Genomic DNA, 18,607 nt, shown 5'->3' with positions numbered 1-18,607 from the left:
CGACTGACTCTTTGCAGAACGTCACCGGTTCAGTACCCACGCCGCGAACCCGAGGGAACCGATCGTCCAGCCGGCGAGACTCGCCAGGCTCGCGATCGGCGAGGCGACCGCCGGCCCAGTCCCCGCCGCGACGACGATCGCACTGTCGAAGACGAGTCCCCGATAGGCGCTGAGCGGGCTAAGCGCGAGCGAGTAGACGAGTTCCGCGTCGCCGATCGCGCCGGCCGACACCCCGAACGCGATCGCCAGGTCGAACCCGACCAGCAGGACGACGAGCGCGACGACCGCCAGCGCGAGCGCGCTTCGCGTCCCGCTGACCGCCGCGGAGATCGCGATCGCGACGGCGAGCACCGCCAGCGCGAACAGCACCGTCAGGACGATGAAGCGAGCAAACAGGATCGGGGAGTCAGCGCCCGAGTGTGACGCGTACATCGACAGCGCGTCGTCCTCGGAGCGAGCCACCGCGGCGGCGACGACCGCCAGCGGGACGACGATGGTGACGAGGAGGCCGATCGCCCGCCCGACGTAGACGCCGAGGACGATCTCGCGGTTCGAGACGGGGTAGGTCTCCAGCACGTCGAGTTCGCCGCGTTGCTCGTCGCCGAGGATGGCGCGATACCCGAATGCGACGGCGACCACTGGAACGAGCAACTCCAGCGGCGTGAGCAGGTCGACCAGGGTCGGGACGTAGCCGGCCCGCACGCTCCCGCCGACCCAGGCGACCCCCAGCAGGACGGCAGCGAACGCGATCCCGAGCACGAGGAACGTCCGGTTCCGACGGATCGTTCGGAGCTCTCGAGCGACGATCGTCGCGAGGAGGTGTTTCGAGTCGGGTGCCGTCGGCCGCGAGCGATCGGTCTCGCTCGCCTCCTCGCGGACGGCCGACTGGGGTTCCGAGGTCCCGAGTTCACCGCTCATGCGCGCTCACCCTGAACCCGGACGGTGTCGAGATCGCCGCCGATGGCGGTCTCGTAGACCGACCACAGCGAGTCGACGTCGAACTCGTCCTGCAGGTCCGCGATCACGCCCTGCCGTACGATCCGTCCGTCGGAGAGTACCAGCACCCGATCGGCGGCCCGTTCGACGAGTTCCAGGTCGTGGGAACTCAACAGGACCGCGATCCCGTCGTCGGCGAGGTCCGCCGCGACGTCGAAGACGTGCATGCTCATCCCCGGGTCCAGCCCGCTGCCGGGTTCATCGAGGACGACCACCGGAGGATCGCCGATCGTCGCCTGCGCGATGCCGAGCAACCGCGTCATACCGCCGGAAAGCGCTTCGACCGGTCGATCGGCTGCGTCCGCGAGGCCGACCCGATCCAGGTGAGTCATCGCAACGGTTTCGTCGGCACCGACGAGCGACGCGTAGAACTGCAGCGTCTCGAGCGTCGTGAACCCGGGACGGAACGCGGGGTGTTGGGGCAAGTAGCCGATCCGTCGTGCTGTCTCGGGTCCGTGGTACGCGATCTCGCCCGCGGTCGGCTCGTGGAGGCCGGCGAGCGATCGAATCAACGTCGTCTTGCCGGAGCCGTTCGGGCCGATCAGCGCGGTCACGGTTCCGCGACGGAGGGTCGCGGAGACGTTCCGCAGGACGGAGACCGCGCCGTAGTCGTGATCGATGTCGATCGCCTCGAGTATCGGTAGTGTGTCAGTCATGGGGTCGTCCGTGTCGTCTCGTAGCATGTCCAGGCGTCGTCGGCCCACTCGGTGCGCTCGAGCAGGTCCGGGTTGTTCGGCTCGCAGGTCGGTGCCTGGTCGACGATACTGCCGGTTCGCATCCCGGGGACCGAGCCCTCGAGTCCGCCGAGGGCCCTGAGCGCGGGTGCCCGGACGAGCGTCGGTGCACCGTCCGTCCGGTGCAAGCGCCCGTCGACGGCATCCGTAGGGGCATACGACAGGTCGGCCCGGTCACCGTCGGCGACGGTGGCACTACCCTGCCAGTAGTTTCCGGTGTCGCCGTCGCTCCAGACCCGGAGCGGCCCTGACCGCACGTCGGCGTGTGCGTCGTTCCCGACGAAGTCGTTCCCGACGACGCGGTTCGTCGGGAGCAGAGAGAAAACCTCCGTCCCCAGGTCGTTGCCGGCGATCACGTTGTCCTCGTAGATCGACGCGGTCGAGCCGACGAGAAGCCCGATGTCGGAGTCCGTGAGGAGGTTCGATGCGATGTAGGTATCGCTCCCGCCAGTAGTGAGAGCGTACCCCGTGTCCCGGACCGTGTTCCCGACGACCGCGTTTCGAACGGGCCCGGTCATGATATAGATCCCGGTGTGCTCCTGGCCACGAAGCTCGTTGTCCGCGATCAGGGCGTCGTTCGTGTGCATCACGTGGACGCCGAGCTTGTTCCCCTCGATCTCGTTCGAGCGAACGACTGCGGTCGGGGACCGATACAGGTAGATGCCGTTCCTGCTGCCCAGGACCGTCGAGTTCTCGACGACGACCGGCGAGTGGTACAACAGCATGCCGGCGAGTCCCTCGGTCGGGTCGTCGGTCCCCGTTACCGTGACGTTCCGGATGACGGCATCCGTGCTGTCGTACGTGATGATCCCGCTCGCCGGGGTGTCGATTCGGACGTCCTCGACCAGGAGGCCCTCGGCGGTATAGGCCCCGATTCCGGCGTCGGTGCCGGCGTAGTACTTCGTGAAGGTCGCGTCCCAGGCCTCGTCGTCCATCTCGACGGGGAGTTCCTCGGCGTCCCTCGTCTTGTTTCCGACGCCCTCGATATCGAGCCCCAGGATCGCCGCCCGATCGGTCGTGACGGTGATGACGGTGCTGTTGCCGTCACCGCGGATCGTCGCGTTCCCCTCGCCGGCGAGCGTGATCGGACGATCGATCTCGATCGTCTCCGCGTAGGTCCCCTCCGGGACGACGACGGTGGTGTTCGCCGGCGCGTCGTCGATCGCCGCCTGGATCGTGTCCGCGTCTTCACCGACGACAACCGATGTCGGCCGTTCCGTGGCTCCCGCAGCCGCTTCGACCCGCTCGTCGGCCAGGTCGCGCCGGTCGTCGACGCGCTCGCGAGCGATGCTCGCGTCGTCGCTCTCGAAGGGGACCTCGAGCAGCGAGTCCCACGCGTGGAGCGTACCGCCGTGGGTCTGGGCGAACGCTGCCGCCTCGTCGCGATCGGCGAACGAGACGACGGTGTCCCCGGCGGGCGTTCGTGCGTCGCTGTCGACGACGTACCACGCCGCTTCGGCCTCGATCCAGCCGGGCGATCGATCCGTGACCGGATACCCCTCGTCGGTCAACTCGATGCCCGTCCCGCCGTAGTCGGTGACGTACACCGCCAGCGAGTGGCCGAACCGCTGTTCGTGGTCCGGCCCGCGCCGATCTTCGACGAACGTTTCGACGCCGTAGTAGCCGACGACGTACTGGTACTGCGAGTAGAACACCTGTGCGCGAGGGAGCGCGACGTCGTCGCCGAGCGCGTACTCGGCCTCGAGCGTGAGGCCGACCGGCACCGTCTCGTCGAACGCGACGGGATCGGGCGTCGTCGACCCGACATCGGCGGCGAACAACCCGACGCTGGCCAGCACGACGACGACGAGAAGTCCCAGAAATATCGTATTACGAGAGCGGACGGGCACGTTCGACGGTTGGTCCCTGCGAGAAATATACCATCTGGTTCTCATCTCGAACGAACATGTGTCTGCGTTCACACATGGGGGAAGGGGCATCGACGACCGCTTCCGCCACACCGTTGGCTCGGAATTGTGCAAACGCTTGCTTGAGGCAGACTGAGAACAGCCAAAACGTGCGGGCCCACCAGATAGCGAGGACGGCCCCTCAACGGACGGCCGACAGAAGCGACGGCGAACCGGTGACGCCGAATCGCACTGTACAGCGGAAGCAGTCCACTGAGGACGGCGAGACCAACCCACGCAACTGTCCCATCGAGTCGGACGAGCACACGACTCGGATCGGGACCCTCCTGCGCCAACGCGAGCAGTCGAGCGGAGACGCCAGCCCACGGCTCGACGACGAGCCGAAGCTTTCAGAAGGCCGATATCATCGTCCCAAGCACGACGGGTGCCACCAGAAACGTCACGAACTCGAGTGCGGTTCACCCGATGGAGGCCACATCCCCCCTCAAGGGGACGGATGGTCTCGTCGACACCCGTACAGTGTCGGTGACGAGGACGTGGTCATTGTACGGTCTCAAATGCAGACGAAGGCAGTCATCGTTCACGACGGGAGAGACGTTCGTCGTACTGGATGTCCGTGACCCGTCCCTGCCACGCGTGCACGTCGCCGTCTGGAAGCTGCCAGACGACCTCCCCCTCCGTCGGCACACGCACGCCGTTCCGCGTCTCGTAGTTCCGCCAGTAGCCGGACCAGGGCGTCTGCTCGTACCCGTCGTCCACGCGCCGATACCGATCTGCGTGGACCCTGGTTACCTCGTCGTCCTCGTTGAACGAGAACGTGAGGGTGGCGGACACGTCCCCGTCTTCGAGGGTCGCGTTCGCCGTACTGTCGTCGATCGACTCCCACTCGACGCCCGCTGTGGGAAGGAGCGCGGTCGGATACCAGACGGCCTCGGCGAGATAGCGCATCAATTCTGCTTCTTCCAACTCGGGACTCGAGTCGGCCCCGTCGAGCGGAATGACGCCGAACAGGGACACGCTCGCAGTGCCCGCCCAGTCACAGAACAGGTCACGGACGCGCAACGAGAGGAGCGGGGCGAGTTTGATTGATGCGTCCCAATAGAACCCCGGCGGATCTACGGTGACGTGCTGTGTCGCAGTGAACGACTTCCACGGTGACGACGCGTCACCCAGGCGCAATTTGCCGGTCTGCTCGAGACGGACCGAGTCGACGTGGGGTTGTCCCTCGCGAAGTGCGCTGGCCAGGTACGCGCGGACGGGGTCGGGTAAGCCTTCTAGGTCGTCTTCGGTGAACATCGCTTCGCGCCCGATGTTCGCAGGCTGATGGAGTTCGTCCACGCGCCGGGCCGTCTCACGCTGCCGCCAGACGGTGCCGACGAGACCGACGACGAGGAGAGCGACGGCTGCACTGAGAAGACGTTTGAGAACACGGACGTGATACATAGCCACAGGTCAACGGCCGGCAGATAAAGAGTATTCTACTGACAGTCGTCGAATCGGTGAGAACGACGCTACGAGTTGTGGGCTACTCTCTCGAGGGTGAATCACCGGCGCACAGTCACCCAACCGACCGCGATCACAGGCTGTGGGACGAGATTCGGCCCGACGACGGTCACCGGCGAATCAGTCCCGACAGTAGTTGTCGATGCAACTGTAGCCGCGATTACGGGGGGGGATAACGCCCGCGGCAAGCTGATTTCCCGGCCGTGAGCCGTTCATGACAGTCTTGGGATGACCGGGTCGCCTACTGCCGCGACGACCGTTACCCACAACGACATCGGAATCGGGTGATCGCCACACCGCTCGCGCTCGTCGGTTCGACGAGGCGACTCGTCGCAACCCACCGTTCTCGTCGAACGGGTTCGCTCTGCGATCGCCGTTCTCCAGTGGAAGCGATGCCCTTTTTCGAGCGTTGTCAAACGCTGTCGTACGTAACTCACCCCCTCCCTTCTCGCGGGTGTTACTGAATTCCGGTTCGTTCCGTTTCTCGACGTCGTACAGCCGACTCGCCGGGACGAACCCGCTATGCATCGGCTTCCCCTCCGTGACGACCGGGTGATGTTTCTGGGCCCGGAACCGCACCAAAACGTCGACGCCAGCTGCGGATCCGTGACTCGGTCATGCGTAGCTATCGCAATCGCCACACCGATGAGCGCGATCGTCGTCACCGAAGACACGGCAGAATCGGCCAGTGACGTGGGTATCACGGTGTTCGTACGTTGTGTTGTCGACCGACGGCCAGGGAGCGACCGTCACGCCGACCACCCCGTTTCGGCTACTAATTTCGCATGACTGCGGCGACCCGGAACCAGTCGCTGGTTCGGTTCCGGTTCAGAGGCTGGAGCGTTCGGAGTAGAGAACAACCGTTTTGACCCGTTTAGATGGACTTCCGTAGCCGAATAGGATTCGGCCACGCTTCGGGTTTGTTGCGGATGGGCCCTGACGGATTCGAACCATCGACCACTCGGTGTCTCACACGATCTCACTCGGTCAGATCGTGTTATGAGCCGAGCGCTCTTACCAGACTGAGCTAAGGGCCCCTGCACTTGGGGGAAACCATGGAATATAGTTAACCCTTACTCTCCGTTGCGCTCGAGTCGACCGACTCGAGCAGTCGCTCCGTGGCTCGGCTAGTCATTCGGGGGGGGTCGTATAGTCGCGCCTGAGCGGTAGTGTCCATCTGATCGCACGACAGCGGTGTGCTCAGTGTGCCACTCGTTGCAGTGGCTACTGGAGTCGACGTTCCGCGACGCAGTGTGCCTGGAAGTCGTCGACGATGGCGTCGGAGTACTGCGACGGCGTGGTCGGGATCACGAGCGAAACCGGGGCAGCGAGTGGGTCGGTTGCAGTCAGACCTCGGGGAACCCACGGGAATCGTCGGACGAGTCGGGTTCGGAGGAGGTGAGTCCGCTCGCTGCCGAGAGGAGTCGCTTGGTCGCGGCACGCTCGGGATCGGTACGGAGTCGCTCTGCTGAGTTCGACTCGACGATGCGGCCATCGCACATCACGGCGATTCGATCGGCGAGGTGGCGGACGACGGCGAGATCGTGGCTGACGAGTACGAACGCACAGTCGAGCCGTGCCTGCAGGTCGAGTAGCAGGTTGCATACCTGCGCGCGAACGGAGACGTCCAGTGCGGCCGTCGGCTCGTCGAGGACGACCACGGACGGCTCGAGCGAGATCGCGCGCGCGAGGGCAACGCGCTGGCACTGGCCGCCGGACAGTTGGTGGGGTCGGCGGTCGGCGTGGCGGTCGTCGAGTCCGACGAGGGAGAGCAATGCGGCAATCCGTTGGCGTCGTCGCTCCCGACTCCAGTCAGCCTCGCGAAGCGGTTCTTCGATCGCCGTCCGGACACGCTGTCGGGGATCGAGACTCGAGCGTGGGTGCTGGAAGAGTCGACCGACGGCGGCGAGGTGCTCCTGTGACCGATCGTCGACTGTCCCGATGGGGTCGCCATCGAACTTGATCGTCCCGGCCGTCGGGGACTCGAGGCCGGTGATCAGATCGATGACGGTCGACTTCCCCGCACCGCTTTCGCCGACGAGGCCGAGGGTTTCGCCGCGACGGACGGTGAGCGAAACGTCGTCGACGGCCTGGACGTATCGTTCGTGGCCACGCAGGCGCGAGAGCCACGAGTCGTCGGCCGGATACCGCTTGGAGACGTCCCGAAGTTCGAGGAGTGGCCCCTCGTGATCGGTCGTCTCGTTGCCGAAGGTCGACGGCGAACTCGACGCGGAGGAGCGCGGATTCGGTGGCTGAGAGCGGTCCCCAGCGGCAGTGGCTGCCCTCCCAGCGGACGGTTCGGTCGGCCGAGAGCGGTCTCGGCCGGCGTCAGCAGCCGAGGGCGACCCAGTGAGTGGCCCTCCAGTTGCGGCCTCGATCGCCGTGCGTTCGCGACAGTGGACCCGACCGTCGGTCTCGATATCGACCGTCGGAAGGGCCGTCGTTTGGCAGGTATCGGTCGCATGAGGACAGCGGGGCGCGAACGGGCACCCGGCCGACTCGACAGTCGGGTCCGGTACCGTCCCGTCGATGGTCGGAAGCCGCTCACCTGGGGGCGTTCCGTCTATCCTACAGGAGAGCAGTAACCGCGTGTACGGGTGGCGTGGAGCCGTGAGCACGCGGTCTGCGGGGCCGGCTTCCATCGCCGTGCCGGCGTACGCAACCACGACCCGGTCACAGTACTCGCCGACGAGTTGCAGGTCGTGACTGACGAGCAGCGTCGCCAGGTCCCGCTGGGAAACGAGTTCCGCGAGCAACTCGAGAACGGCCGTCCGCGTCGTTGCGTCCAGTGCCGTCGTCGGTTCGTCGGCGAGCAACAGGTCGGGATCGGACGCGAGCGCGACGGCGATGGAGACGCGCTGGGCCTCACCGCCGCTCAACTCGTGTGGATAGCGCTCGAGGTAGTCGGGATCGTCGAGGTCCACTTGGTCGAGGAGTTCGAGCGCGCGTTCGCGACGGGAACGACCAGCCCCACCCCAGTCGCGTGGATCGAGCCCCAGCGCCCCTCGGAGCGAGCGGTCCTCGGGACGGTCGGCGAGCCGCAACGCCTCCTCGAGGTGGAATCGGACGCTCCGCGTTGGCGTCAACGTCGCCGAGGGATCCTGAAAGACCGTCGAGAGCCTGGTCGCGCGGATGCGGCGGCGACGCTCGGCCGGGAGCGCGCGCAGATCGGTGCCGTCGAACGTGACGGACCCGTCGACGCGTGCCGCGTCGCCGTGGAGGCCGGCGATCGCGCGCACGGCCGCTGATTTGCCACAGCCGCTCTCGCCAACGAGCCCGACGATCTCGCCGGGCGCGACCGACAGTGAGAGCCCGTCGACGGCACGGACCGTCTCGGTATCGGTATCGAACCGCACGCGCAGGTCCGAGACATCGAGCAGCGGCTCACTCATGGCGGTTCACTTCCGTTCGAACGTCCCGGGAGTCGGTCCGATCGGCTGGATCGAGCGCGTCCCGCAGGCCATCACCCAACAGGTTCGTGCCAAGCACTGCGAGGACGATCGCCAGTCCGGGCGCGTTGACCAGCCACGACGCCTCCCGCAAGTGGTGGCGACCGGTCGAGAGCATGGTCCCCCACTCGGGCGTTGGCGGCTGTGCTCCGAGCCCGAGGAAAGACAGGCCGGCAGCCGAGAGGATGACGCCGCCGAGATCGAGCGTCGCCAACACCACGACCGGACCGGCGACGTTCGGCAGGACGTGGCGGCGGAGCACGCGCCGACGTGGCGCACCGGTCAGCCGCGAGGCCGCGACGAACGGTCGCTCCCGTAACTCGAGGACGCTCGAACGGACGATGCGGGCGTAGCGCGTCCAGCCGACGGTGGCGAGCGCGAGCGCGAGGTTCGTGAGACTCGGCCCGAGCACGCCGGCGACGACGAGCGCGAGGACGATGCCGGGGAAAGCGAGCAGGATATCGACCAGCCGCATCAACGCCTCGTCGATCCGGCCACCACAGTAGCCCGCGACGAGACCGACGGTGACGCCGATCGAGAGCCTGACCGCCGTAACGAGGAGGGCGATACCGAGCGTGACGCGGGCACCATAGAGGAGCCTGGTGGCGACGTCGCGGCCGAGCTGATCGGTGCCGAGGGGATGGGCAAGCGACGGCCCCTGCAGCCGAGCGGCGAGTTGCTGTGCGTTCGGATCGGACGGAACGAGAACCGGCCCGACGATCGCGAGGAGGGCGAGCGTGCCGACGACGACCGCGCCGACGACCGCCGACGGGTTCCGCCGGAGCGCACGAACTGTCGGACGATCGAGCCACGCCGAGACGCTCGAGCGGTGGGTCTCGAGTGCGCTCACGTGCGATCACCCTGCAACGAGACGCGGGGATCGAGACGGCGGTACGCGAGATCGGTCAACAGGTTGACGATGACGAAGGTGACGCCGACCACGAGCGTGGCCCCCTGAACGATCGGATAGTCGCGAGCGAAGACGGCATCGACCACTAGCGTGCCGAGACCGGGTCGCTGGAACACCACTTCGACGACGACGGCACCGCCCAAGACGGAGCCCAACTGGAGTCCGACCATCGTCACGACTGGCAAGAGGGCGGTCCGAAGCGCGTGGGCGACCACGACACCGCGTTCGGCAAGTCCCCGGCTGCGAGCCGCGTCGACGTACGGCTCCGCGAGTGTCTCGAGCAGTGACGAGCGGACGAGTCGTGTGAGGAGCGCGGCCATCCCGCTCCCGAGCGTCAGCGCCGGCAACACGAGATGGGCGAGCGTCCCGGCCCCGTAAACGGGGACGAACTCGAGTCGGAGCGCGACGCCGATAATGAGGAGGTAGCCGAGCCAGAAATTCGGCATCGAGACGCCGACCAGGGCGGCGATCTGGCCGAGATAATCGATCCAGGTCCCTCGATAGACGGCACTGAGGGTGCCGACCGGGACCGCAATGACGACGGCGACGAGAATCGACACGCCGGCGAGTTCGGCCGTGTTCGGGAGGTGCTCGACCAGCAACTCGAGGACAGTACCGTCGCCGTAGTACGATCGACCGAGATCACCGCGCACGACGTTCCCGAGCCAGTCGATGTACTGGAGCGGGATCGGTTCGTCCAGTCCCTGTTCGGCACGAAACTCCGCGACCGACTGTTCGGAGGGCTGACGGCCGTGTCGTTCGGCGAGTATCGTCCGTGCCGGGTCGCCAGGGGTCAGATGGGTTAATCCGAACGTGAGGACCGTAACGCCGAGTAAGACGACGACGGAACTCGCGATTCGCCGTAGCAGGTAGCTCATGGTGTGTGTGGATCGCTGATGGTGCGACGGCACTCGGGCTCGGTTGCCGTCGCGGTGGTGGTGTCGAAACCCAGTCGTTCCATCGTTACTGCCTCCGTTCGCTCTCGGTGAAGTCGATCAGTTTGTCGATCGGGTGGAGTTCCGGTGCGACGATGTCGGTCTCGTGGGCAAGCACGTACTCGCGATAGTACAGCGGGAGCACGACTGCGTCGTCGACGATGCGTCGCTGGACTGCACCGTAGGCCTCGCGTTTCGCTTCGGACGAGTCCGCCTGGTAGCCGTCCTCGATGAGCCGATCGACCTCCGGACCGGGGTTCATTACGCCGGTTCCCTCTCGTTCGTACAGATCGCGGTTGTCACTGCCCAGCGAGTGGAACATCGCCCGGATGAGGTAGTCCGACGCGGCGCTGTTCGACCCAAACGAGACGATCGTGACGTGGGCCTCGCCGCCGACGAACCGCTCCCTGAACGCCGCCGATTCGGCGCTGGTAATCTCGCTGTCGACGCCGATCTCGTCGAACACGTGCTGGAGCCGCTCGGCGACGGTCCGATCGTCCGGCTCGTCGCCATCGATCAAGAGTTCGAGCGTCTCGCCGGTGTACGCCGAGTCCGCGACGAGCTCGCGGGCCCGGTCACGGTCGGGCCCATGTGTCGGAAGGTCGTCGTGGACGGCCCACGGGATCTCCGGCGAGATGGGGCCGCGGGCGGGATCTCCGATCCCCTCGAGGACAGTGTCGACGAGCCGTTCCTGGTCGATGGCGTGGGCGAGCCCCCGCCGGAACGTCCTGTCGTCGGTCGGTTCCGCGTAGATGTTTACTGCCCCGAAGCAGGCGTGGGGTGCTCGCTGGGTCGACACGGTCGTCCCTGCTGCCGTCTCGAGTTGGGAAACGGCGCTGCGTGGCGGGTCGAGAGCGATATCGGCAGCCGCTCCCTCGAGCGCCTTGGTGCGGGTGGTCGCATCGCTGACGACCTCGAACCGGAGTCGATCGACGGTTGGGGTGGTGCGCCAGTGGTCGTCGTAGGGGACGAGCGTCACGTCGTCGCCGTCGCGGTCCGCGAGGCGAAACGGTCCCGTCCCGATCGCGGCGCTCTCGTCCTCGTCCGTGTCGGGATGGACGATCCCGAAGTAGCTGTGTGAGATCGATCCCGGAAACGTCGGAAACGGTTCGGTCGTCTCGAACGCGACGGCATGGTCGGCGAGTGCCCGCACACCGTCGGGTTCGACGTTGATCCAGCCAGTCGCTTCGTGGTGGTCGATCAGCGCTTCGAACGACGAGACGACGGTCTCGGCCGTCAACTCCGCACCGTTGTGAAACGTCACGTCCTCGCGGAGGTCGAACCGCCACGTGTACTCGTCCGTCCGTTTCCAGTCGGTCGCGAGCAGCGGTTCCGGTTTCATCTCGGCGCTCGCTCGGACGAGCGGCTCGAACACCTCGGTGTAGTATGGGATGACGCCGCCGTAGACGCCCCAGTTACCGTCCTGTGACGTCTCAGGGCGAGCAACCGTCACTTCGGCACCGTCGGACGAACCGCCGAGACAACCCGCAATCGAACCGATACCGACGCCGATGCTCCCGAGAACGCGCCGTCTCGAATGACTCTCAGGCATACTATCACCGCTCTCGACACGCGGCTGCCGGTGATTCCCCGTCCGATCCGTCTCCTGCCTCGTTCCCGATCGTCTCGCAACGAACGGGTCCGTCTACGTGATTCGTGTGTTTCACAAGTGAGATTGTACAAGTGAAACTTTATTTTAGTAACGGTTCGAATCGATCGGAGCTGTCGCTTGGCATCGATCGAAGGCGACACTCACGAGCGACCGGAACGATCCAGAAACAAAAGATCGGGCAGGAGAATCGCTCAGTCCCCGGTTCCGTACTCGTCCAGTGACCGATCGGTTCCGTTCGAACGGTGACGCGTCGCCAGTCCGGCGAGATGTGGGGTCTCGGGGACGATCAGTTCCGTGCAGGCGGTCTCACAGGCGCTTTTGCTTCCGGGGAGACAGAAGACCGGCGTATCGACGGCGATTCCCGCCGTCGCGCGCGAGGCCATCGCCCGCGTGCCGACCTCCTCCCACGAGAGCGATCGGAACAGCTCGCCGAACCCGGGCAACTCGCGCTCGAACAGTGCGGACGTCGCCTCCGGTGAGACGTCGTCGGCGGTGACGCCGGTACCGCCGGTGGTACAGACGACGTCGATATCCCGGCGCGCGACCAGCCCCCGGACCGCGGTCCGGATCGACGAGTAGTCGTCCCGGACCAGCAGTCGTTCCTGGACCTCGTGGCCCTCGGCTTCGAAACACGCCTGAATGGTATCCCCACCGGGGTCGTCGGGATCGTCCTCGCCCGCCCGCGAACTCGAGACGGTGACGATGCCGACGGAGAGTGGGTCGATGATGTCGTGGCCGTGGTCGTCGGTACTTCGTCGGTCGTCGCTATCACTGGACATGTACGCACGTCACTGCCGGAAGACGATTAATCCCTCCCCCGAACGGCAGCAGATCGGCTGCCGGACAGTCCGAACGACCGACAGTCCCGTTATCGCAACGGGTGTCGACGATCCAGAAAGCGCTTCTACGGCCGTGCGGCCGACGACGGGCGGCTTTGCCGTGGGATCCGGTATCGAGAATCAATCGAGGACGGCTCTCCCGTGACCGTGAATTTCGAAGAAGCGCCGAAGCCAGGACTCGAACCTGGGACAACCTCGTTAACAGCGAGGTGCTCTACCATCTGAGCTACTTCGGCTCATCCTGTGATAGCCGGGTGCATTTGATAGGGCTTTCGTTTTGCCTGCATCGGGTTCGACACCCTTTCACGCACTGCTCGAGTACCCCTACCCGATGAGCGAGGAGGACGCCGACGGCAACGAACCCGCCAAGAGAGACGGGAATCGAGACGTCGAACACGTCGTCGCCGAGGTTCGGGCGCGGGTCACGCCCGACGAGGACGAACGGAGACGCCTCCGCGAGGTCGCCGACCGGCTCATGGATCGGGCCGAAACCGCGGCGACGGCGCTGTGTTCCGACGCCGACGTGTTGCAGGTCGGCTCGACCGCACGCGACACCTGGATCAGCGGCGATCGCGACATCGACATCTTCGTCCGATTCCCGCCGGAACTCGATCGCGAAACGCTCGAGGAGTACGGCCTCGAGGTCGGCCACGCGACCCTCCCGGAGGGGCACGAGGAGTACGCCGAACATCCGTACGTCAAGGGAACGGTCGAGGGATTCGACATCGACGTCGTCCCCTGTTTCCGACTCGCGTCGGCCACCGAGATCCGATCGGCCGTCGACCGGACGCCGTTCCACACCCGGTACCTGCAACAGCGACTCGACGACGACCTCGCGGGCGACGTCCGCGTTGCCAAGCAGTTCCTCACCGGAATCGGCGTCTACGGCAGCGATCTCCGAACGCGTGGCTTCAGCGGCTATCTGACCGAACTGCTCGTCTGCGAGTACGGCGGCGTTCGAGCGCTACTCGAGGCCGCGGCCGACTGGCAGCCGCCGGTCGAACTCGATCCCGAGGCCCACGGCAACACGACGTTCGACGATCCGCTCGTGGTCATCGATCCGACTGATCCCGAGCGCAACGTCGCGGCCGTCTGCTCGCCGGAGAACGTCGCCCGGTTCCAACACTACGCCCGCGAGTTCCTCGAAACGCCCCGGTTCGATCTCTTCGAACCCGACGAGCCTGCCCCCCTGTCCGAATCCGAACTGCTCGCACACCTCGCGCGCCGGGGCACCACCGCCGTTGCGATCCGGTTCGACGCGCCCGACCTCGTCGAGGATCAGCTCTACCCGCAGCTACAGAAATCGGTGACGGGAATCACGCAGGGGCTGGACGATCGCGGGTTCGACGTCTTCCGAGCGACGGCGATCGCGGACGAGACCGCCGTCGTCTTCGCCGAACTCGCGGTCAGCGAGCGCCCCGCGGTCGAACGCCACGCGGGGCCACCGGTTCACGTTCGTGACCACGCCGAGGGGTTCTACGACACCTACGCCGACGATGCCGAGGCCTACGGTCCCTTCATCGAGGACGGCCGATACGTAACCGAGCGCGAGCGGGCGTTCACCACCGCTCGCGCGTTTCTCGAGAGCGATCGCCTGTTCGACGTGGGGCTCGGCGCACACGTCGAGACCGCACTCGAGGACGGCTACGAAGTACTGCTCGACGACGAGGTCACTCCCCTCTTAGAAACGTTCGGAACGGAGCTCGCGGCCTACTTCGACCCGCGTCCCTGAACTGGCCGGCCACGCGGTCCGAGTCGACCGGTTCTACCCGTCCATACGGTCTGCTGGACGTCAGTGACGGTGTAACCGCAAGACAGTGTTACGCCGATAAATCGGTACAGCAGACCGTATCAGTCGCCCAGATCCGACTCGAGATCGTGGGCCTCAAGGACGTCTTCGAGGACGGATTCCGTGTTGTCGCCGAGTTCGTCGCCGGGTTCGATCGGCTCGCGACCGTCGAACGTTTCGTGGACAATGGCCACGCTGTCGGCGAGTACGTCCAGCCCGTAGCCGCCCTCGAGAACGAACGCGAGCGCGGCGTCGGTGTCGTCGGCGAGGGACCGGACGCGGTCGCTCATGAGGGCGTAGGCCTCCGTCGAGAGGCGAATCCGGGAGATCGGATCGTGGCGGTGGGCGTCGAAGCCGGCGCTGATCAACAGCAGGTCGGGATCGAAGTCGGTCAGTGCGGCAGTGATCGGTCCCTCGAGGGCGGCCAGGTATTCGGCGTCGTCGGTCCCTGCCGGCATCGGGACGTTCATCGTCGTCCCCTCACCGTCGCCGTCCCCGATTTCGTCGATCGCCCCGGTGCCGGGATAGAGCTCCTTTTCGTGGAGCGAGACGAAGAAGACGTCGCCCCGATCGTAGAAGATGTCCTGCGTCCCGTTGCCGTGGTGGACATCCCAGTCGATGATCGCAACACTGTCGACGTCGTACTCGTCGTGATCGAGCGCGTGCTGGGCGGCGACGGCGACGTTGTTGACGAAACAAAACCCCATGGCGTTGTCGTACACCGCGTGATGGCCCGGCGGGCGGCCGATCGAGAACGGCGTCTCTCGTCCCGTTGCCCCCCCGAGGGCCTGTTCGGCGGCCCAGCAGGCGAGCCCGGCGCTTTGACGGGCCGCGTCCCACGTTTCTTCGACGGCGGTGGTGTCGGGATCCCAGCTTCCACCGCCATCGTCACAGAACTCCCGGACGGACTCGAGGTACGCCCGCTCGTGGACGGCCGCCATCGTGTCGAGTTCGCAGGAGTCGGATTCGACGTATTCGACGCCGTGTTTTTTCTTCAGCCGTTCCCGAATCGCCCGTAGCCGGTCCGGCGACTCGGGATGGCGCGAACCGGGATCGTGTGCGAGACAGAGCTCGCTGTAGCCGAACTGCATTTGCTCACTCGAACAACGAGAAGTACGTCTCGATGTCGTCGTCGGTGATCGTCCGCCGATCGGCGTGGTGTGCGAGGATCGCGGCGGCTCGGGCGACGTTGTCCGCGTAGTCCTCGAGGATATCGGCTAGCGCGATGCGTGCGTCCATCGAGACGCGATATCGGTCGTCGATCTCCAACCTGGCGATGCGGTCGACCGGTGCAACCGGGAGCTCGAGATCGTCCTTGTCGACGACCCGATCGACGCCGAAATCGCCGGCCATCAACGTCTTGCGTCCGTCCGTCGTCGCCGTTTCGGCGGCGTCGATCGCGAGTTCGCTCCCGTGTTCCTGAATCCGTGTAGCGAGTTCCTTCGACGCGTCGGCACTCACCCGAAGATCGCCCGCGTTCCGCCGGATGATCGTATCCACCGGGGCGAACGGGAGTTCGACGTTCATATCATGATAGGCGAAGCTAACTCCCTTAACGCTTTTCCTAGACTGCGATGAGGTTGCTCGCGGCGTCAAAACACGTCGTTTGCCTCGAGACGGCCATCGTGGACGATCCCTCGGGCGGTTACCTCCTCGCCGAGACCGACGTCGACGTCGGTCTCGACGCTCATCGTCGTTTCGCCGTCGTCGAGGACGACCGGATCTCCCGCCTGGACGACGACGCCGGTGAACTCGAGTTCGTCGCCGTCGGCTGGGTCGTCCCCACCGGTCTCACCGCTGGGGGTGTTGCCGGTCTCGGCCGTGGGTTCGCTCGTTTCGCTGGCCGATTCCGTCGAGTCGGTCGAACCCGGACCGTCCGCTGTCATCCCCCCGTCGGACTCGTCATCGTCGCCGGCAAACGCCGACAGCCCCGCGTTTTGGTCGCTCGAGCCGTCCGCATCCGCCTGGCTGCGCCCGGAGCCGGCGGACTCGGATTCCAGCACCGTGATCGTCGACTGCCACCCCGCGGAGGCCTCGAGGTCGTCCTGCCAGCCGTCCTGGATTTCGACGTCGCCGAGCGCCACCTCGTCGCCCGGCCCCACGCCGATGTCGGCTTTCTCGCCCCAGAGGGCCACGCGGATGTCGTCGGTCGCGTCCTGGACGCGGATGTTGCGGACCTGTCCCTCCGAGCCGTCGTCCCGGTCGAAGGTGCGCTTGGGATCCGCCGAGCGGACGACGCCCGCGATGTCGACGACCTGATCGATCTCGAGGTCTTCGATGGGGGTGCTCTCGGGGACGTACTCGACGTCCTCGTCGACTTCCTCGACCGCACCGCGATTGCCGACGTGGAGTTCGAGGCTGCCGTCGCGATCCTTGACGTAGCCGTCGATCACCTCGACGGTCGTGCCCGCCTCGAGTTCCGTGGCCAGATCGGCCTGCTCGTCCCAGAGCGTGACCCGGATGCGGCCGGTCGAATCGCCGAGCACGAGGTTCGAAACCTTCCCTTCGGAGCCGTCGTCGCGGTCGAAGGTGCGGACGCTGTCGGTGTCGAGAAGCAGGCCCACGAGATTGACGTTCGAGAGGCCAAGCGAGAGGTCCTCGACGGTGTACGTATCCGAAACCTGTACCTCGATCTCGGTGTCGGGATCGGGTTCGACGTTGTCGACGCTGATCTCGACGCCACTGAATCCCTCCTTGGGTCGGCCCTTGATCCGCAGTACCTGCCCCACCTCGAGTTCCTCGATGGCGGCCTCGGCGTGGTCGTCCCAGAAGGCCGCCCGCACCGACCCGGTCTCGTCTGCCACTTCGACGTTGACGACCTGTCCGTCCTCGTCCTCGCCGTCACGTTCGAAGGTCCGTTTCTCGCCGATCGAGATCACTTTGGCGACGAACTTGGCCGCTTCCATGCCGGGCTCGATGTCGGCGATACCGCCGACCTCGCTTTCGCCGACTTCGTGAGCGACGAGCATCGCCGCCGTCTCCTCGTCCGCGAGTCCACCCATCTGCTCGACTTTCGCCTCGACGGCCTCGCGAAACTCCTCGAGAGAAACGTCGGCCTCGAGGTCCTCATATACGCCCTCGATGTCGCTCATTCTAGGCTCGTGCATGGGTAGCCCGCGCATAAGCGTTATCCATTCGGTGTCCTGTTGCTGTGGCGCGTTCGGGGGATACGGCGACTCTATACGCCGTATTTCGGGGTCTCGATCCTGCAAAGACGCTTCGCCGTGACCGTGCGTCGCCGAGACGCCAGTGGGAGAGCATACACGATGCTGGCCGCGCCACGACGGATAAACGTCAGTGTGGTCCGATCGGTACGAGGGGGCTCGGTAGTCCCGACTACTCGTCGGGATACTTGGGCTCCCGTTTCTCCGCGCGCTGGAGTGCCGTCTCCACCACGTCGCGAACGTCGCCGTGGAAGACGTCGCCGTGGCCCGCGTACATGTGCTCGACGCCGGCAGCCCCGCTTCGTTCGCCGGGCATGCGCTCGAGGAGGTCCCGAATGCTCTCGATGAGTCGCTCGCGGGACTGGCCGGCCATGTCCGTGCGACCGAAGCTGCCGTAGTCGAAGGCCCCGTCGTCGTGGACGACGACGTCGCCGGAGAACAGCGACGAGTCGGAGACGAGCGAGACGTGATCGTCGGCGTGACCCGGGGTGTAGACGACCTCGAACTCCTCGTCGCCGACCGTGACGGTGTCGCCGTCGTCGATCGCCTGGGTCCGCGTCGGATGGTCGGCGTAGGCGTAGACGGCGGGATCGAACGCCTCGACGACGGCTTCGAGTTGGGCGACGTGGTCGCCGTGTTGGTGGGTCATGACGACGGCCTCGAGCTCGTCGGTGTGCTCGCTGATTTCGTCGACGACGCCCTCGACCGCGCCGGCGTCGACCAGCGTCGCCGTTCCGTCCTCGCCGACGGCCAGATAGGCGTTGCAAGTGAACGTCTCCGCGTCCTCGGTGACGTGGTGGACTTCCAT

14 protein-coding genes, 2 tRNA genes and 1 pseudogene are annotated in these 18,607 nt (G+C 66.0%); 1 reads left to right on the top strand and 16 read right to left on the bottom strand.

Going from position 1 to position 18,607, the window contains the following annotated elements; genetic code table 11:
- Window positions 1–21 precede the first annotated feature (21 nt).
- From CP557_RS00085 to CP557_RS00030, 12 genes and pseudogenes are all read right to left on the bottom strand, one after another.
- Entirely contained in the window at window positions 22–918 is an 897-nt protein-coding gene (locus CP557_RS00085; RefSeq protein ID WP_097378021.1) for an ABC transporter permease, read from the bottom strand.
- A complete protein-coding gene (locus CP557_RS00080) occupies window positions 915–1,652 on the bottom strand; it encodes an ABC transporter ATP-binding protein (RefSeq protein ID WP_097381464.1) in 738 nt (245 codons plus the stop codon). The genes CP557_RS00085 and CP557_RS00080 overlap by 4 nt, the downstream gene beginning before the upstream one ends.
- Complete coding sequence (locus CP557_RS00075) at window positions 1,649–3,580, bottom strand: NosD domain-containing protein (RefSeq protein WP_245852842.1); 1,932 nt, start codon at window positions 3,578–3,580, stop codon at window positions 1,649–1,651. Before CP557_RS00075 ends, CP557_RS00080 begins: the two co-directional genes overlap by 4 nt.
- Window positions 3,581–4,171: 591 nt before the next feature.
- Window positions 4,172–5,041 (bottom strand): DUF6920 family protein, encoded by an 870-nt coding sequence (locus tag CP557_RS00070; RefSeq protein WP_245852841.1) that lies wholly within the window; start codon window positions 5,039–5,041, stop codon window positions 4,172–4,174.
- 580 nt (window positions 5,042–5,621) lie between these two features.
- A pseudogene (locus CP557_RS22850) lies at window positions 5,622–5,863 on the bottom strand (DUF7563 family protein).
- Between the two features lie 168 nt (window positions 5,864–6,031).
- Window positions 6,032–6,138: transfer RNA gene (locus tag CP557_RS00060), tRNA-Ile, on the bottom strand.
- Window positions 6,139–6,447: 309 nt separating this feature from the next.
- Window positions 6,448–8,493 carry an ABC transporter ATP-binding protein gene (locus tag CP557_RS00055; RefSeq protein ID WP_097378019.1) on the bottom strand — a complete coding sequence of 682 codons (2,046 nt, stop codon included), beginning with the start codon at window positions 8,491–8,493 and terminating at the stop codon, window positions 6,448–6,450.
- The gene (nikC, locus tag CP557_RS00050) at window positions 8,486–9,400 is read right to left on the bottom strand and encodes a nickel transporter permease (RefSeq protein ID WP_097378018.1); all 915 of its coding nucleotides are present in this window, start codon (window positions 9,398–9,400) and stop codon (window positions 8,486–8,488) included. Before nikC ends, CP557_RS00055 begins: the two co-directional genes overlap by 8 nt.
- The gene (gene nikB / locus CP557_RS00045) at window positions 9,397–10,338 is read right to left on the bottom strand and encodes a nickel ABC transporter permease (protein WP_097378017.1); all 942 of its coding nucleotides are present in this window, start codon (window positions 10,336–10,338) and stop codon (window positions 9,397–9,399) included. Before nikB ends, nikC begins: the two co-directional genes overlap by 4 nt.
- A gap of 85 nt (window positions 10,339–10,423) precedes the next feature.
- The gene (locus CP557_RS00040) at window positions 10,424–11,947 is read right to left on the bottom strand and encodes an ABC transporter substrate-binding protein (protein ID WP_097378016.1); all 1,524 of its coding nucleotides are present in this window, start codon (window positions 11,945–11,947) and stop codon (window positions 10,424–10,426) included.
- 251 nt (window positions 11,948–12,198) lie between these two features.
- Entirely contained in the window at window positions 12,199–12,786 is a 588-nt protein-coding gene (locus tag CP557_RS00035; protein ID WP_097378015.1) for a MogA/MoaB family molybdenum cofactor biosynthesis protein, read from the bottom strand.
- Between the two features lie 223 nt (window positions 12,787–13,009).
- Window positions 13,010–13,082: transfer RNA gene (locus CP557_RS00030), tRNA-Asn, on the bottom strand.
- Between the two features lie 95 nt (window positions 13,083–13,177).
- On the opposite strand from CP557_RS00030, the gene cca reads away from it, so the two are divergent.
- Window positions 13,178–14,578, top strand: coding sequence for a CCA tRNA nucleotidyltransferase (gene cca, locus CP557_RS00025; protein WP_097378014.1), 1,401 nt, complete (start codon window positions 13,178–13,180; stop codon window positions 14,576–14,578).
- Between the two features lie 119 nt (window positions 14,579–14,697).
- Here the strand turns inward: cca and CP557_RS00020 are convergent, their stop codons facing one another.
- From CP557_RS00020 to CP557_RS00005, 4 genes are all read right to left on the bottom strand, one after another.
- Window positions 14,698–15,726 carry a histone deacetylase family protein gene (locus CP557_RS00020; protein WP_097378013.1) on the bottom strand — a complete coding sequence of 343 codons (1,029 nt, stop codon included), beginning with the start codon at window positions 15,724–15,726 and terminating at the stop codon, window positions 14,698–14,700.
- Between the two features lie 4 nt (window positions 15,727–15,730).
- Window positions 15,731–16,162: a histone gene (locus tag CP557_RS00015; RefSeq protein ID WP_097378012.1), complete on the bottom strand. Its 432-nt coding sequence runs from the start codon at window positions 16,160–16,162 to the stop codon at window positions 15,731–15,733.
- Between the two features lie 65 nt (window positions 16,163–16,227).
- Window positions 16,228–17,727, bottom strand: coding sequence for a single-stranded DNA binding protein (locus CP557_RS00010; RefSeq protein ID WP_097378011.1), 1,500 nt, complete (start codon window positions 17,725–17,727; stop codon window positions 16,228–16,230).
- A 244-nt stretch (window positions 17,728–17,971) separates the two neighbouring features.
- Window positions 17,972–18,607 (bottom strand): MBL fold metallo-hydrolase (locus tag CP557_RS00005; RefSeq protein ID WP_097378010.1); only part of this gene is annotated, 636 nt, incomplete at its 5' end.

Source organism: Natrinema ejinorense, from assembly GCF_002494345.1.
GTDB classification, from domain to species: domain Archaea; phylum Halobacteriota; class Halobacteria; order Halobacteriales; family Natrialbaceae; genus Natrinema; species Natrinema longum.
Note: the sequence above shows the minus strand (reverse complement) of the source record. Positions and strands in the feature narration are given on the sequence as shown.